The organism is Kitasatospora sp. NPDC058048 (assembly GCF_042885555.1).
Taxonomy (GTDB): domain Bacteria; phylum Actinomycetota; class Actinomycetes; order Streptomycetales; family Streptomycetaceae; genus Kitasatospora; species Kitasatospora lactacystinica.
Map to the genome: position 1 here is coordinate 52,631 of NZ_JBHVRT010000054.1, position 15,185 is coordinate 67,815.

At 71.8% G+C, this 15,185-nt stretch carries 11 protein-coding genes; 2 read left to right on the top strand and 9 right to left on the bottom strand.

The features are described from left to right. Window positions 1-148: 148 nt before the first annotated feature. From ACFVVA_RS37685 to ACFVVA_RS37700, 4 genes are all read right to left on the bottom strand, one after another. Window positions 149-952 carry an amino acid ABC transporter ATP-binding protein gene (locus tag ACFVVA_RS37685; protein ID WP_387695212.1) on the bottom strand — a complete coding sequence of 268 codons (804 nt, stop codon included), beginning with the start codon at window positions 950-952 and terminating at the stop codon, window positions 149-151. Beyond that, entirely contained in the window at window positions 949-1,923 is a 975-nt protein-coding gene (locus ACFVVA_RS37690) for an amino acid ABC transporter permease (protein ID WP_387695213.1), read from the bottom strand. Before ACFVVA_RS37690 ends, ACFVVA_RS37685 begins: the two co-directional genes overlap by 4 nt. 37 nt (window positions 1,924-1,960) lie before the next feature. Continuing rightward, entirely contained in the window at window positions 1,961-2,887 is a 927-nt protein-coding gene (locus ACFVVA_RS37695; RefSeq protein ID WP_387695214.1) for an ABC transporter substrate-binding protein, read from the bottom strand. A gap of 420 nt (window positions 2,888-3,307) precedes the next feature. Continuing rightward, window positions 3,308-4,231, bottom strand: a complete 924-nt coding sequence (locus ACFVVA_RS37700) for an ABC transporter substrate-binding protein (RefSeq protein ID WP_387695215.1) — start codon at window positions 4,229-4,231, stop codon at window positions 3,308-3,310. Window positions 4,232-4,816: 585 nt separating this feature from the next. On the opposite strand from ACFVVA_RS37700, the gene ACFVVA_RS37705 reads away from it, so the two are divergent. Both ACFVVA_RS37705 and ACFVVA_RS37710 read left to right on the top strand, forming a co-directional pair. Beyond that, the gene (locus ACFVVA_RS37705) at window positions 4,817-6,010 is read left to right on the top strand and encodes an NADP-dependent malic enzyme (protein WP_380358323.1); all 1,194 of its coding nucleotides are present in this window, start codon (window positions 4,817-4,819) and stop codon (window positions 6,008-6,010) included. 98 nt (window positions 6,011-6,108) lie between these two features. Continuing rightward, complete coding sequence (locus ACFVVA_RS37710) at window positions 6,109-7,071, top strand: zinc-binding dehydrogenase (protein WP_387695216.1); 963 nt, start codon at window positions 6,109-6,111, stop codon at window positions 7,069-7,071. Between the two features lie 62 nt (window positions 7,072-7,133). Here the strand turns inward: ACFVVA_RS37710 and ACFVVA_RS37715 are convergent, their stop codons facing one another. The 5 genes from ACFVVA_RS37715 to ACFVVA_RS37735 form a co-directional block, all read right to left on the bottom strand. Next, window positions 7,134-8,174, bottom strand: a complete 1,041-nt coding sequence (locus ACFVVA_RS37715; protein ID WP_380550089.1) for a PadR family transcriptional regulator — start codon at window positions 8,172-8,174, stop codon at window positions 7,134-7,136. 1 nt (window position 8,175) lies between these two features. After that, entirely contained in the window at window positions 8,176-9,084 is a 909-nt protein-coding gene (locus ACFVVA_RS37720; RefSeq protein WP_387695217.1) for a DUF4097 domain-containing protein, read from the bottom strand. Between the two features lie 212 nt (window positions 9,085-9,296). Further along, complete coding sequence (locus tag ACFVVA_RS37725; RefSeq protein ID WP_387695218.1) at window positions 9,297-9,476, bottom strand: DUF6104 family protein; 180 nt, start codon at window positions 9,474-9,476, stop codon at window positions 9,297-9,299. Window positions 9,477-9,528: 52 nt separating this feature from the next. Then, window positions 9,529-11,481 carry a serine/threonine-protein kinase gene (locus ACFVVA_RS37730; protein ID WP_387695219.1) on the bottom strand — a complete coding sequence of 651 codons (1,953 nt, stop codon included), beginning with the start codon at window positions 11,479-11,481 and terminating at the stop codon, window positions 9,529-9,531. Window positions 11,482-11,722: 241 nt separating this feature from the next. Next, the coding region (locus tag ACFVVA_RS37735) for a multifunctional oxoglutarate decarboxylase/oxoglutarate dehydrogenase thiamine pyrophosphate-binding subunit/dihydrolipoyllysine-residue succinyltransferase subunit (protein WP_387695220.1) at window positions 11,723-15,185 on the bottom strand (3,463 nt) is incomplete at its 5' end.

Genomic DNA, 15,185 nt, shown 5'->3' on the forward strand with positions numbered 1-15,185 from the left:
GCGGCGACCACCCCGGGGGACACTCCGGTTGCGGACCGGGGGGTGCTCCACCACGCGTTTTCCGGGGGCGGCGCCCGCACCTTTATCCCGGGGGGGGGGGGCGCGGGCCCCCGGCCGGTGGGGCCGGCGGGCCCCCGACGGTACGGGCTCAGAGCACCTTGGACAGGAAGGCCCTGGTGCGCTCGTGCTGGGGGTTGGTGAGCACCTCGCGGGGGTTGCCGGACTCGACCACCACACCGCCGTCCATGAACACCAGCGCGTCGCCGACCTCGCGGGCGAAACCCATCTCGTGGGTGACGACCACCATGGTCATGCCCTCCTCGGCGAGGCCGCGCATGACGTCCAGGACGTCGCCGACCAGCTCCGGGTCGAGCGCGGAGGTCGGCTCGTCGAAGAGCATCAGCTTGGGCTTCATGGCCAGCGCGCGGGCGATCGCCACGCGCTGCTGCTGGCCGCCGGAGAGCTGCGAGGGGTAGTTCTTCGCCTTGTCGGCGAGGCCGACCCGCTCCAGCAGGGCCATGCCGCGCTCGCGGGCGTCGGCCCTGCTCTCGCCCTTGACCTGGACCGGCGCCTCCATGACGTTCTCGACGGCGGTCATGTGCGGGAACAGGTTGAAGCGCTGGAAGACCATGCCGATGTCGCGCCGCTTGAGGGCGACCTCGCGGTCCTTGAGCTCGTACAGCCGGTCGCCCCTCTGCTGGTAGCCGACCAGCTCGCCGTCCACCCAGAGGCGGCCGCCGTTGATCTTCTCCAGGTGGTTGATGCACCGCAGGAAGGTCGACTTGCCGGAGCCGGAGGGGCCGATCAGGCAGAACACCTCGCCCTTCGCCACCTCCAGGTCGATGCCCTTGAGCACCTCGACCGGGCCGTAGGACTTGTGCACGTTCTCGGCGCGGACCATGGGCTCGGCCGTGGCCGCTGCGTCGGCGGGGGTCTTGGTCAGATCGGTCATACGTGACCACCTCCCTCGATCCCCGGGACGACGTCGGCGGTCGTCCTCGGGGCGGGCTTCCCGGCGAACAGGCCCCGCAGTCGCTGCAGCGGGGTGGGCGGGAGGGTGCGGTTGGAGCCTCGGGCGTAGTGGCGCTCGATGTAGTACTGGCCGATGGTCAGCACCGAGGTGAAGAACAGGTACCAGAGGCTGACCACGATCAGCAGCGGGATGTTCTGGTAGTTCCGGGAGTAGATGACCTGGCCGGCCCGGAAGATCTCCTCCAGGGAGATCACGGAGACCAGCGAGGTGGTCTTGAGCATCGAGATGGTCTCGTTGCCGGTCGGCGGGATGATCACCCGCATGGCCTGCGGCAGGACGATCCGGCGCATGGTCTGGAACCGGCTCATGCCGAGCGCGTGCGCGGCCTCGCCCTGGCCCTCGTCCACCGACTGGATGCCGCCGCGGACGATCTCCGCCATGTAGGCGGCCTCGTTGAGGCCGAGGCCCAGCAGTGCGGCGACGAAGGTCGGGATCAGCACGTTGGTCTGCTCGGACCAGAACTCGGGCCCCCACGGGACGCCGATCGACAGCTTGGCCCAGATCAGGCCGAGGAAGTTCCAGAACACCAGCTGCACCAGCACCGGGGTGCCGCGGAAGATCCAGATGTAGACCCACGCGACGCCGGCCAGCAGCGGGTTCGGGGACAAGCGCATCACCGCGAGGATGATGCCGCCGACCACACCCATGAGCATGGCGAGCACGGTCAGTTCCAGCGTCACCAGCAGGCCGTGCATGATGCTGTCGTGGAACAGGTACTGACCGACGATGTCCCACTTGAAAGCGGGGTTGGTGAGGAGGGCGCTCAGCAGCATCGCCGCGAGCAGGGCGATGACGACGGCGCCCGCCCAGCGTCCGGGGTGGCGGACGGGGACGGCCTTGATGATGTCAGGCCGCCCCTTCTCCGCCGTCCCCTTGTCCAAAGAGTTCACGGTGTGGCCTCGGGGGAGAAGATGGAGCGTACGAGGGTCAGCTGACGGCACCGTTGACGGCCGACGTGGAGATGGCGCCGGCCTCGACGCCCCACTTGGTGAGGATCTGCTTGTAGGTGCCGTCGTCGATCAGCGACTGGACGGCGCCCTGAACGGCCGGGGTCAGCTTGGAGCCCTTGGCCAGGGCGACACCGTAGGGGGCCGTGCCGTAGGTCTCGCCGACCTTCTCCAGCTGGCCGCCGGACTGCTTGATCGCGTAGTCGATCACCTGGGAGTCGGCCATCATCGCCTGGTCGCGCCCGGACACCACGGCGTTGGTGACGTCCGTCTGGAGGTCGAACTTGTCGCCCCCGTTCGGGATGCCCGGCTTGCCGGCCTTGGCGCAGTCCGGGTCGCGGGTGTCCTTGATCTCGTCGGCCTGGGTGGTGCCGGTCTGGACGGCGATCTTCTTGCCGCAGAGGTCCTTCGGGTCGACCTTCTCCGGGTTGCCCTTCTTCACCGCGACGGCGCTGCCGGAGTTGAAGTAGGTGACCATGTCGACGATCTGCTCGCGCTCCTTGTTGTCCGTGAAGGACGACATGCCGAGCTGGAACTTGTTCGACTGGATGCCGGGGATGATCGCGGTGAAGCCGGAGTCCTGGACCTCGGCCTTCAGCCCGAGCTTGGCGGCGATGGCGTTGGCCAGGTCGACGTCCATGCCGATGATCTTGCCGCTGTCGTCCTTGAACTCGTCCGGGGCGTACGAGGCGTCCGCGCCCACGACGATCTTGCCGGCGGACTTGACGTCCTCCGGGACGAGCGAGGCCAGCTTGGGGTCGGCCTTGACCTCGTTGACGGTGGCGGAGGCGTTGGGGGCGCCGCTGCCGTCGCTCTTGCTGCTGCTGCAACCGGTCAGCACGAGGGAGACCGACGCGGCGACCACACCGGCTGCGAGGAGCCGGCTGCGCTGGGTACGGGTGGTCATGAGGGGGATCTCCATCCTGGGGGAGAGAGGTCGGGCGGAGCGCGCCGCGGGAGCGGCGCACCGGACCGGCGAGCCGCGCGGCTCGGTACGGGTGCGTGTCGCCGTACGTCGTCGTACGTGCAGGCCGGGTCGTGCAGTTGCCCGGGCGCGGGGGGAGCCGCCCGGGGTCGTACGCGGTACTGCTTCCGCCACCCTCCGCCGAGGTGGACGTTGACCGGACGGCCTCGACCAGTGGCCGGCTCGATCCGAGATGGGGGGAATCCTGCCATCTGATGACAGTCAGGTGGCCCTCATCCAGATCAAAATCGGATAACGAGGGGTCGCACTGTCCGCTATTCGGACTTATTCCGTGCCCCTGTCACCCTGCGCATACGTATGCAGACCGGTCCGTGCCGCACCCGGCGCCCGACCCCCGCCGGATCAGATGCCCCCGTTGACCACCGCGTTCTGCGCCGCGCCGGCGCTCACGTTCCACTTGGCCAGGATCTTGTCGTACTCGCCGCTGCGGATCAGCTGGTCGATCGCCTTGGCCAGCACGTCGCGCAGCTGCCCGTCGTCCTTGCGCACCGCGATCCCGTACGGGTTGGAGGTGGACTGCCCGCCGGTCACCTCGAAGCGGCCGCCGCCGTCGGTGGTCTTCGCCGCGTAGGCGGCCACCGGGAAGTCGTTCAGGCCGGCCGCGGCGGCGCCGGAGGCGACCTCGGCCAGCGCCTTGGCGTCGGTGTCCAGCTTGTGGGGGGTCAGCGGGCGGCCGGCCCGGGCGCAGACGGCCACCTGGCGGGTGACGATCTCGTCCTGGGTGGTGCCCTGCTGGAGCGAGACGGTCCTGCCGCACAGGTCGTCCAGGCCCTTGATCCCCTTGGGGTTGCCCTTCGGGACGACGATCGAGGTGCCGGCGATGAAGTAGTCCACGAAGTCCACGCCGGGGCCGGTCTGCTTGCCGTTCTCGTCCAGGGCGTCGCGGCGCTGGCGGGTGTCGCTGAGCGCCGACATCGCCACGTCGTACTGCTTGGCCTGGAGGTTCGGCACCAGCTTGTCGAAGGGGGTGTCGACGAACTCGACCCGCACGTCGAGGATCCGGCCCAGGGCGGCGGCGAGCTCCGGGTCGAGGCCGGCCGGCTTGCCGTCCGGGCCGCGGTACTCCACCGGGGCGTAGTTGACGTCCATGCCGACCCGCAGCGCCCCGGCCGTCCGCTGGGCGTTCGGCAGCTTGCCGCGGAGGTCCTTGACCGGGTCGTCCGAGGCGGCCTGCCCGCCGCCGCAGCCGGTCAGCAGCAGGGCACCGGCGGTGGCCAGGGCGGCGGCCGCCGGTATCGGACGACGGGCATGGCGGACGTGAAGCATGAGGGAGGCTCCTGTGGGAGGGACGAGCGGCCGCCACGGTGTCGCGCGGGTGTACGCGAAATGGCGGACAAGCGATCCTGCCATCCCGGCCTGCCGGGCCCGGCGGCGGGTGTGTCAGAATTCGTTACCGGGTGACCCCCGAACGCTCGAACCAGACCGACGAGCCCCGACAGGCTCGGGGTGCCCGGGAACGGAAGTCCTCACGCGGCTCCGTATCCGGGGCGCCGACTCCCCTTCGGATCTGCGTTCACTCCTGCGGGTGCGCGTGCGCTCATGCCGTTGCCGCCGCCGGTGCCCGGCGCTTCCGACGCCGGGCCCTGTGACGCGACGGCACGGCGATGAACCGCACGTGACGAGGACGAAAAGGCATAGGTGCGATGCCTTTCTCCGACCTACGCTCGGCCCGGAAAGCACAACGCGGACAACACAAGACCCCATAAAACCCTCATCCGAGGGCGCCGCCCGACGGCAGCGCCCCGACCCTGACCCCGGGTCCGCTTCGGCGTACCCGGTTTCCGGTTTCCGGCCGGGTCGTCCTGCCCGTCGGCCGCGCGTCCTCGCCAGATCAATGACGAAGAGGTCATCGTGGCAGCGGAGATCATCAGCAGCACCCAGGACACCGACGATCCGGTCGACGCGGTTTTCGCGCTCCACCGCGGCGGCAAGATGGAGATCCGGGCGACCGTCCCGGTGCGCGACGCGGACGACCTGTCCCTCGCCTACACCCCCGGTGTCGCCCGGGTCTGCACGGCCATCGCCGAGCAGCCGGAGCTGGTCAACGACTACACCTGGAAGGCCAACACCGTCGCGGTGGTCACCGACGGCACCGCGGTGCTGGGCCTCGGCGACATCGGCCCGCAGGCCTCGCTGCCCGTGATGGAGGGCAAGGCGATCCTGTTCAAGCAGTTCGGCGGCGTGGACGCGGTGCCGATCGCGCTCGCCTGCACCGGAGTCGACGAGATCGTCGAGACCGTGGTCCGGCTGGCGCCCTCGTTCGGCGGCGTCAACCTGGAGGACATCTCCGCGCCCCGCTGCTTCGAGATCGAGCGCCGGCTCCAGGAGGCCCTGGACATCCCGGTCTTCCACGACGACCAGCACGGCACCGCGATCGTCACCACCGCCGCCCTGTGGAACGCCGCCAAGGTGACCGGCCGTGAGATCGGCTCGCTGCGGGCCGTCATCTCCGGTGCCGGCGCGGCCGGCATCGCCATCGCCAAGATGCTGGTCGCGGCCGGCATCGGCGACGTGGCGGTCTGCGACCGCAAGGGCGTCGTCCACGAGGGCCGCGGCGACCTCACCGACGTCAAGGCCGAGATCGCCGGGCGGACCAACCGCACCGGCCTCAAGGGCTCGCTGGCCGACGCGCTGGCCGGCGCCGACGTGTTCATCGGCGTCTCCGGCGGGACCGTGCCGGAGGAGGTCGTCGCGACCATGGCCGAGGGCGCGTTCGTCTTCGCGATGGCCAACCCCACCCCGGAGATCCACCCCGAGGTCGCGCACAAGTACGCCGCCGTGGTCGCCACCGGCCGCAGCGACTTCCCGAACCAGATCAACAACGTGCTGGCCTTCCCGGGCATCTTCGCGGGCGCTCTCCAGGTCCGCGCCTCCCGGATCACCGAGGGCATGAAGCTCGCCGCCGCCAAGGCGCTGGCCGGCGTCGTGGCCGACGAGCTGACGCCGCAGAAGGTCATCCCCTCGCCGTTCGACGAGCGCGTCGCGCCGGCGGTCACCAAGGCCGTCGCCGAGGCCGCCCGGGCGGAGGGCGTGGCGCGGATCTGACGATCCGACCGGACATCCGCCGAACGGCCCGGGGCCGGGACACGCGTCACACCTCCGCGTGGTTCCCGGCCCCGGCCGTCGCGGCTATCGTCCGGGGCATGTTCGCTGCCTACGCCGCACGTATCGACGCCGCCGACCCGCTGAGCGGGCTGGAACTGGGCGACCTCCCCGAGCCGCAGGCCCGTCCCGGGTGGAGCGTGGTCACGGTCCGGGCCGCCAGCCTCAACCACCACGACCTGTGGTCGCTGCGCGGGGTCGGCCTGCCCGCCGAGAAGCTGCCGATGATCCTCGGCTGCGACGCCGCCGGCGTCGACGAGCACGGCAACGAGGTGGTCCTGCACTCGGTGATCGGCCAGAGCGGCCACGGGGTCGGCCCGGACGAGCCGCGCTCCATCCTGACCGAGCGCTACCAGGGCACCTTCGCCCAGCGGGTCGCGGTGCCCACCTGGAACCTGCTGCCCAAGCCCGCCGGGCTGAGCTTCGAAGAGGCCGCCTGCCTGCCCACCGCCTGGCTGACGGCCTACCGGATGCTGTTCACCAACGCCGGGGTCAAGCCCGGGGACACCGTCCTGGTGCAGGGCGCGGGCGGCGGAGTGGCGACCGCGCTGATCGTCCTCGGCAAGGCGGCCGGCCTGCGGGTCTGGGTCACCGGACGGGACGAGGCCAAGCGCGCCCGGGCGGTGGAGCTCGGTGCCGACGCGGCCTTCGAGAGCGGCGCCCGGCTGCCCGAGCGGGTGGACGCGGTGCTGGAGACGGTCGGCGCCGCGACCTGGTCGCACTCGGTGAAGTCGCTGCGCCCGGGCGGCACCGTGGTCATCTCGGGCGCCACCTCCGGCCCCAACCCGAGCTCCACCGAGCTGAACCGGATCTTCTTCCTGGAGCTCAAGGTGGTCGGCTCGACCATGGGCACCAAGGAGGAGCTGGCCGGGCTGCTCGCGTTCTGCGCCAACACCGGCGTCCGGCCGGTGATCGACTCGGTGCTGCCGCTGGCCGAGGCCCGGGACGGCTTCGCCCGGCTGGCCGGGGGCGACGTCTTCGGGAAGATCGTCCTCACCCCCTGACGCCGCGGCGGCCCGGCGCCCCCGAACGGGGGCACCGGGCCGTCACCCTCCGGACCGCCGGCTCAGCCGAGCAGCCGCTTCAGCCGCTCGCCCGCGGCGCCCAGCACCGTACGGGCCTCGGCCAGCTTGTCCGCGCTCACCCCGCCGTCCCGGGCCGCGTCGCGGACCTGGTCGCGGAAGCGGTCGAGCAGCCGCTCCAGCTCGCGGGCCGGGTCCCCGGCCGGGTCGGTGCGGGCCCACGGCGGCAGGTCGGCCGCGGCGTCCGCGGCGGGCCCGTCCTTGTCCAGGTCGATCCGGGACACGGTGATCCGCTCGGCGGACCCGGCGGGCTCCTCCTGCGCACCGTGGCCCCAGCGGGCCGCGTCGGCCAGCCCGGCCAGGCCCTTGGTCAGCTCCGAGAGGCCCTCGGCCAGCCCGGTCGGCCAGTCGCCCTTCGCGGCGTGCTCGCGCACCTGCTGCTCGACCCGCCGCTTGATCCGCAGCGCCTCCTGCTGCGCGGCGGTGCGGGAGGCCTTGGCCTGCTCGCGCAGCCGGCGGGCCTCCGCCTCGGCGGCCTTCGCCTTGGCCTTGGCGGCCTTCTCCTGCTCCCGGGCGCGCTTGGCCTGTTCCTTGGCCTGCTGCTTGAACTGGGCGAACTCCTCCTTGGCGCGCTGCCAGGACTCGTTGTCCCCCCAGGGCCCGGCCCACGGGTCCCCGCCCTCGGTGCGCTCCGGCCGGGGCGCCTGCTTCGCGGCGTTCCACAGCTCCTCGCGCAGGTCCTTGGCGCTGTCCCGGACGTCCTCGCGGATCGCCCCGGCGAGCTGGGCCACGGAGTCGTGGATCTCCACCTCCAGCTCCTCCAACTCGACCTGACGGGCTTCGAGTTCAGCGCGTCCGGCGTCGGTCAGCCGGTACACCTTGCGGCCGCCCTCGGTGCTGTGGGCGACCAGGCCCTCCTGCTCCAGCTTGGCCAGCCGCGGGTAGACCGTCCCGGCCGAAGGGGCGTACAGGCCCTGGAACCGCTCCTCCAGCAGCCGGATGACCTCGTATCCGTGCCGCGGGGCCTCGTCCAGCAGCTTCAGCAGGTAGAGGCGGAGCCGGCCGTGGCCGAACACCGGGGTCATCTCAGGCCTCCTTGGTGAGGTTCGGGGTGCCGGGGCCGGCCGGGAGCTCCTTGACCACCACCGGGCCCTCCTCCTCCGAGTCGGGGCGGCGCAGCACGGTGACCGCGCCGGAGACGGTGGTGACGTGGAGGTTGCCGCGGCCCTCGCCGAGCCGGCCGGAGATCTTCTTGGCGCCCCAGGTGCTGCTCATCTGGAGTTCCTCGAAGGTGCTGGAGACGTCGCCGCTGGTGGAGCCGGCCTCGACGGTGGCGTCGGCCAGCGAGGGGATCCGGACCACGACCGCGCCGCTGACGGTGTTGACCTTGACGTCGGTCTCACCCGCCACGTCGAGGTCCAGGGTGACGGCCCCGGTGACGGTGTTGGCCTGGATCCGGTCGGCGGTGCCGGCGATCACGGTGAGCTGCCCGGAGACGGTGTTGACCTTGAGCCGGCCGCCGACCGCCTGGGCGTCCACGTCGCCGGTGACGGTGCTGGCCTCGATCCGGCCGGTCACCCCGGCGAGGGTGGTGTCGCCGTTGGCGCTCTGCACCGAGACGTGCCCGCTGACGCCGCTGACGGTGGCGTGCGCCGACACGGTGCCGACCTTGACCTCGACGTCGGCCGGGACGGTCACGGTCACGCCGGCGATCCGCTTGCGCTTGAAGGAGCCGAAGAAGTTCTTCACCGAGCCGACCGACTTCAGCCAGTCGCCGAACTCGCCCCAGCTGTTGATGTCCTTGTAGGTGACCGTCAGGACGCCGTCCACCAGGGTCACGTGCAGGGGGTCGCCGACCAGCTCGGTGACCTCCAGGCGGGCCGGGCCCTCGGCCGCGACCACGTTCACCGTGCCCTCGATGGTCCGCACGTGCAGCGTGCGCACCGACTCGTCGAAGGTGATCCTCTCGGTGTCCTCGACCGTCCACTGGCTCATCTCTGCCGCCTCCCGTCGCGGATCGCGATGTATCGCGTTCTCTTTTAAAGACGATATATCGCGTGCTGGCAGAGTCAAGTGTGCCGGACCCCGATCCCGACCCCGATCCGTCCCCGAGACCTCCCCTACGGGGACGGCGGGGCTCCGTACCCGAACACGCGCGAGGCCCGGGAGGCGGTTGCCTCCCGGGCCTCGCGGCGGCCGTCACCGGGTCACTCGTCGTCCTCGTCGTCGAGCCGCGCCAGCCAGGTGGCCAGCCGCTCGACCGGGACCTCGAAGTCCGGGTTGAGGTCGACGAACGCGCGCAGCTGCTCGGCCAGCCACCCCAGGGTGACCTCCTCCTCGCCGCGCCGGTTCTCCAGTTCCTCGATGCCTCGGTCGGTGAAGTACACGGTTCGCTCCGGTCCGATGGGGATTGACCTGGTCAGGATAGTCCGGGGCCGATCAGCCGTTGTAGCGGTAGTAGCTCAGCGCGATGCGGACCGCGTCGGTGCCCGTCTCGTGGCTGATCATCTTGACGATCGCGACGCTGCGGTCCTTGCGGTTGCGCACGCAGAACACCCGCCCCGGCGGGACGTCCGCCCAGGTGAGCTTGGCGGTGGGGTTCTGGTCGATGGCCGAGGAGCACTGCTCGGGGGTGAGCGAGCCGTCCCGGCTGATGAACCGGTCGAAGTCGGTGTCCACCCTGGGGCCGGAGCTGTCCGGGTCCATGAAGGTGGCCGAGCCTCCGGACGGGCCCACCTTGCCGGCCGCGAGTTCGAAGCCGTAGTCGTGGCCGGGCGAGCCGAGCTCCCGGTCGGTGTAGACCGCGACGTAGGCGCCGCCGGGCAGCGGGGTCCCGGAGGCCGTGGGGGCGGACGGCTGCGTGGGCGTGGGCGTGGGGGTGGTCGGGGCCGCGCTCGGCTTCTGGCTCTGGGGGGCCGCCGGGGTGGTCGCGGGCGGCAGCGGGTCGGAGGTCCTGGTGACGGTGACCTCGGGCGCCGGCCCGGCCGCCGACCCCTTGCCGTCGTCCAGCTTCTTCATCAGCACCACACCGCCCGCGGTGCCGCCGACCGCCATCACCAGGGCGACGGTGAGCAGCACCTTCCAGGACACCCCGCCCTTGCGCGCGGGAGCGGGAGCGGGAGCGGGCTCCGGGGCGGGCGCGGGCGCCGGGGCGGCGGTCACCGCCGGGCCGGGCGGCGGGGTGTCGTGGGACGGCGGCTCCGGCCGGTGGAACCCGACGGTCGGCGGGGTGGGCAGCACCGGTGCGGTCGGCGACTCGGTGGGCGGCTGCGGGGCGCCGTACGAGCCGACCGGCGGCGGCGCGAAGCCGGACGGGGGCGTCGCCGGCTGCTGCGGCGGGTGGGCCGCGGTGGCCGGGTGGGCCGGCGCGCCGGCGGGCGGCGGGGGGACGGCCGGCATCGCGGGCAGCGGGGCCGGCGGGGTGGCGGGTGCGGCCGGCAGCGGGGTCGGCGGGGTCCTGGGGAGGTCCGAGCGGCGGGTGATCTCGGTGCTGACCTCGCGCGGCAGCCAGTCGTCGCCGAACCGCAGCTGGCCGCCGACCTCCGGGTGGTTGCGGGCGGCCTGGATGATCTCGGCCGGCTTGGGGCGGTCCTCCGGGGACTTCGCCAGGCAGCGCTGGATCAGTTCGCGCAGGTCCGCCGGGACGGCGGTGAGGTCCGCCTCCTCGTGCACCACCCGGTAGAGCACCGCGGTGTCCGGGCCGTCGCCGAACGGCGCGGTGCCGCCGGCCACGTACGCGGCCAGGGCGCCGAGCGCGAAGACGTCGGTGGCCGGGGTGACCGGGCGGCCCTGGGCCTGCTCGGGGGACATGAAGGCGGGGGAGCCGATCCGGTAGCCGGTGCCGGTCAGCGCGGTGGCGTCGGCGGCCCGGGCGATGCCGAAGTCGATCACCCGCGGGCCGTCCCCGGCGACCAGCACATTGGCGGGCTTGAGGTCGCGGTGGACCACCTCGACGCTGTGGATCGCCTGGAGGGCCTCGGCGATGCCGCCCATCAGCAGCAGCACGGTGCGCACCGGCAGGGCGCCGTTCTCGCGCACCACCTGCTGCAGGGACGGGCCCGGGACGTACGCGGTGACCAGCCAGGGGGCGTCGCCGTCCAGGCCGCCGGAGTCGATCACCTGCGCGGTGTAGAGCCCGTGGATGCGCTGGGCGCTGCTGACCTCCTGGGCGAAGCGGCGGCGGAACTCGCCGTCCTCGGCGAACTCCGGGCGCACCACCTTGAGTGCCACCGGGCGCCCGCCCGGGGTGTAGGAGAGGTAGACCCGGCCCATGCCGCCGGCGCCCAGCCGGGCGAACAGCCGGTAGCCGCCGACCTCCCGGGGGTCGTCCGGGAGGAGCGGCTGGAAGACCGGAGGAAGTTTTCCGGCGTCCCGAGGCGTGTCGGCGGTCATGCGGTGATCCCCCTGGGAGAGCGGTGAGGCGGTACGGCCGCGGCGGCCGGGCGCGTGGACGGGCGCCTGGTCGCCGGACGGCGAGCCATAACCTATCGATCCGTCAGGAGTCCGCGCACGGCGGTTCCGGATTGGTTGCAGAGCTGGAACCGAACGGGCGGCGGGCACCGACGCCCGTGGCCCCGCCCTCCCGATGGGGAGGACGGGGCCACGGGCGTTCGGACCGCGGGGCTTCGGCGCGTCAGAGCGCGAAGACCTCCTCGACCAGTGCCTGCTGCTCGGCGGCGTGCCGCTTGGCCGAGCCGACCGCCGGGGACGAGGCCGCCGTGCGGGCGACCCGGCGCAGCCGGGCGTCGCCGCCGGTGCGGCCGATGACGACCTGGAGGTGGTCCACCAGGTTCATCGCGATGAACGGCCAGGCGCCCTGGTTGGCCGGCTCCTCCTGCGCCCAGACGAACTGGACGTTGTCGCCGTAGCGGGCCAGCTCCTCCTGGAGCTCGGCCACCGGCAGCGGGTAGAGCCGCTCGACCCGGACGATCGCGGTGTCGGTGACGCCGCGCTCGGTGCGGGCGGCCGCCAGGTCGTAGTAGAACTTGCCGGCGGTGATGACCACCTTGCGGACCTGCGCCGGGTCGACGGTGGAGTCGCCGATGACCGGGCGGAACGAGCCGGACAGGAACTCCTCGGTCGCACTCGCCGCGGCCTTCAGACGCAGCATCGACTTCGGGGTGAAGACGACCAGCGGCTTGTGGTGCGGGTTGTGCGCCTGCCAGCGCAGCAGGTGGAAGTAGTTCGACGGCAGGGTCGGCATGGCGACCGTCATGTTGTTCTGCGCGCACAGCTGGAGGAAGCGCTCCGGGCGGGCGGACGAGTGGTCCGGGCCCTGGCCCTCGTAGCCGTGCGGCAGCAGCAGGGTGACGCCGGAGTGCTGGCCCCACTTCTGCTCGGCGGAGGCGATGTACTCGTCCACCACGGTCTGCGCGCCGTTGACGAAGTCGCCGAACTGCGCCTCCCACATGACCAGCGCGTTCGGGCGGGTCAGCGAGTAGCCGTACTCGAAGCCCATGGCCGCGTACTCCGACAGCAGGCTGTCGTAGACGGTGTAGCGGGCCTGGTCCTCGGTGAGGTACTGCAGCGGGGTGTAGTCCTCGCCGGTCTTGCGGTCGATCAGGACGGCGTGCCGCTGGCCGAAGGTGCCGCGGCGGCTGTCCTGGCCGGCCAGGCGGACCGGGTGGCCCTCCATCAGCAGCGAGCCGATGGCGAGGGTCTCGCCCATCGCCCAGTCGATGGTGTTGTCCTCGACCGAGCCGGCGCGGCGCTGCAGCTGCGGCAGCAGGCGCGGGTGGACGGTCAGCCAGTCCGGGTGGTTGACCTGGGAGGCGGCGATCCGCTTGACCATCTCCTGGGAGATGCCGGTCCGGATGGAGACCGGGAAGTCGGCGACCGGCTTGCCCGTGGTGGTGTCGGCCGGGGCCTGGGCCGCGTCGCGGACCTCGGCGAAGACCTTCTCCAGCTGGCCCTGGAAGTCCTGGAGCGCCTGCTCCGCCTCTTCCATGGTGATGTCGCCGCGACCGATCAGGCCCTCGGTGTACAGCTTGCGCACCGAGCGCTTCTTGTCGATCAGGTCGTACATCAGCGGCTGGGTGAACGACGGGTTGTCGGCCTCGTTGTGACCGCGGCGGCGGTAGCAGATGAGGTCGATCACCACGTCCTTGTGGAACTCCTGGCGGAACTCGAAGGCGAGCCGCGCGACGCGGACCACGGCCTCCGGGTCGTCGCCGTTCACGTGGAAGATCGGGGCCTCGATCATGCGCGCCACGTCGGTGCAGTACATCGAGGAGCGCGAGGACGCCGGGGCGGCGGTGAAGCCGACCTGGTTGTTCACCACGACGTGCACGGTGCCGCCGGTGCGGTAGCCGCGCAGCTGCGACATGTTCAGGGTCTCCGCGACGACGCCCTGGCCGGCGAAGGCCGCGTCGCCGTGGATCTGGATCGGCAGCACCGGGAAGGTGGTGCCGCCCTGGTCCAGGATGTCCTGCTTGGCGCGGGCGATGCCCTCGACGACCGGGTCGACCGTCTCCAGGTGGGAGGGGTTCGCGGCGAGCGAGACCTTGATGGTCTCGCCGTCCAGGCCGGTGAAGGTGCCCTCGGAGCCCAGGTGGTACTTGACGTCACCGGAGCCGTGCATCGACTTCGGGTCGAGGTTGCCCTCGAACTCGCCGAAGATCTTGCCGTACGGCTTGCCGACGATGTTGGCGAGCACGTTCAGGCGGCCGCGGTGGGCCATGCCGATGACGGCCTCGTCGAGGCGGTGCTCGGCGGCGGCGTCGATGGTCGCGTCCAGCAGCGCGATCAGCGACTCACCGCCCTCCAGCGAGAAGCGCTTCTGCCCGACGTACTTGGTCTGCAGGAAGGTCTCGAAGGCCTCGGCCGAGTTCAGCCGGCGAAGGATCCGCAGCTGCTCCTCGCGCTCGGGCTTCGCGTACGGCTTCTCCAGGCGCTCCTGCAGCCACTTGCGCTGCTTCGGGTCCTGGATGTGCATGTACTCGATGCCGACGGTGCGGCAGTAGGTGTTGCGCAGCAGGCCGAGGATGTCGCGGAGCTTCATCATCTTCTGGCTGCCGAAACCGCCGACCGCGAACTCGCGCTCCAGGTCCCACAGGGTGAGGCCGTGGGTGGTGACGTCCAGGTCGGGGTGCTTGCGCTGCTTGTACTCCAGCGGGTCGGTGTCGGCCATCAGGTGGCCGCGGACCCGGTAGGAGTGGATCAGCTCCATGACGCGGGCGGTCTTGTTGACCTCGTCGTCGTGGGTGGTGGCGACGTCGGTCGCCCAGCGGACCGGCTCGTACGGGATCCGCAGCGACTCGAAGATCTCGTCGTAGAAGCCGTTCTCGCCGAGCAGCAGGCGGTGGATCTCGCGCAGGAACTCGCCGGACGCCGCGCCCTGGATGACGCGGTGGTCGTAGGTCGAGGTCAGCGTCATGATCTTGGAGACGCCCAGGCGGGACAGGGTCTCCGGGGCGGAGCCCTGGAACTCGGCCGGGTACTCCATGGCGCCGACGCCGACGATGGTGCCCTGGTTCTGCATCAGGCGCGGCACGGAGTGCACGGTGCCGATGCCGCCGGGGTTGGTCAGCGAGACCGTGACGCCGGTGAAGTCGTCCATGGTCAGCTTGTTGGCGCGGGCCCGGCGGACGATGTCCTCGTAGGCCTGCCAGAAGCCGAAGAAGTCGAGCGTCTCGGCCTTCTTGATGGCCGCGACGACCAGCTGGCGGTCGCCGTTCGGCTTGACCAGGTCGATGGCCAGACCGAGGTTGACGTGCTCCGGCTTGACCAGGAAGGCCTTGCCGTTCTCCACCTTGTAGCTGTAGTTCATGCCCGGGGCGGCCTTGATGGCCTGGACCAGGGCGTAGCCGATCAGGTGGGTGAACGAGACCTTGCCGCCGCGGGCGCGCTGCAGGTGGTTGTTGATGACGATGCGGTTGTCGATCAACAGCTTCGCCGGCACGGCGCGGACCGAGGTCGCGGTCGGCACCTCCAGCGAGGCGTCCATGTTGGTGGCGACGGCCTTCGCCGGGCCGCGCAGCTGGATCAGCTCGGGGCCGGCGGTGGCGGCGGCCGCGGCCGGCGCCGGGGCGGCGGCCTTGGGAGCCGGGGGCGCGGCGGGCGCGGCGGCGAGCGGAGCCGGAGCGGCGGCCGGGGCC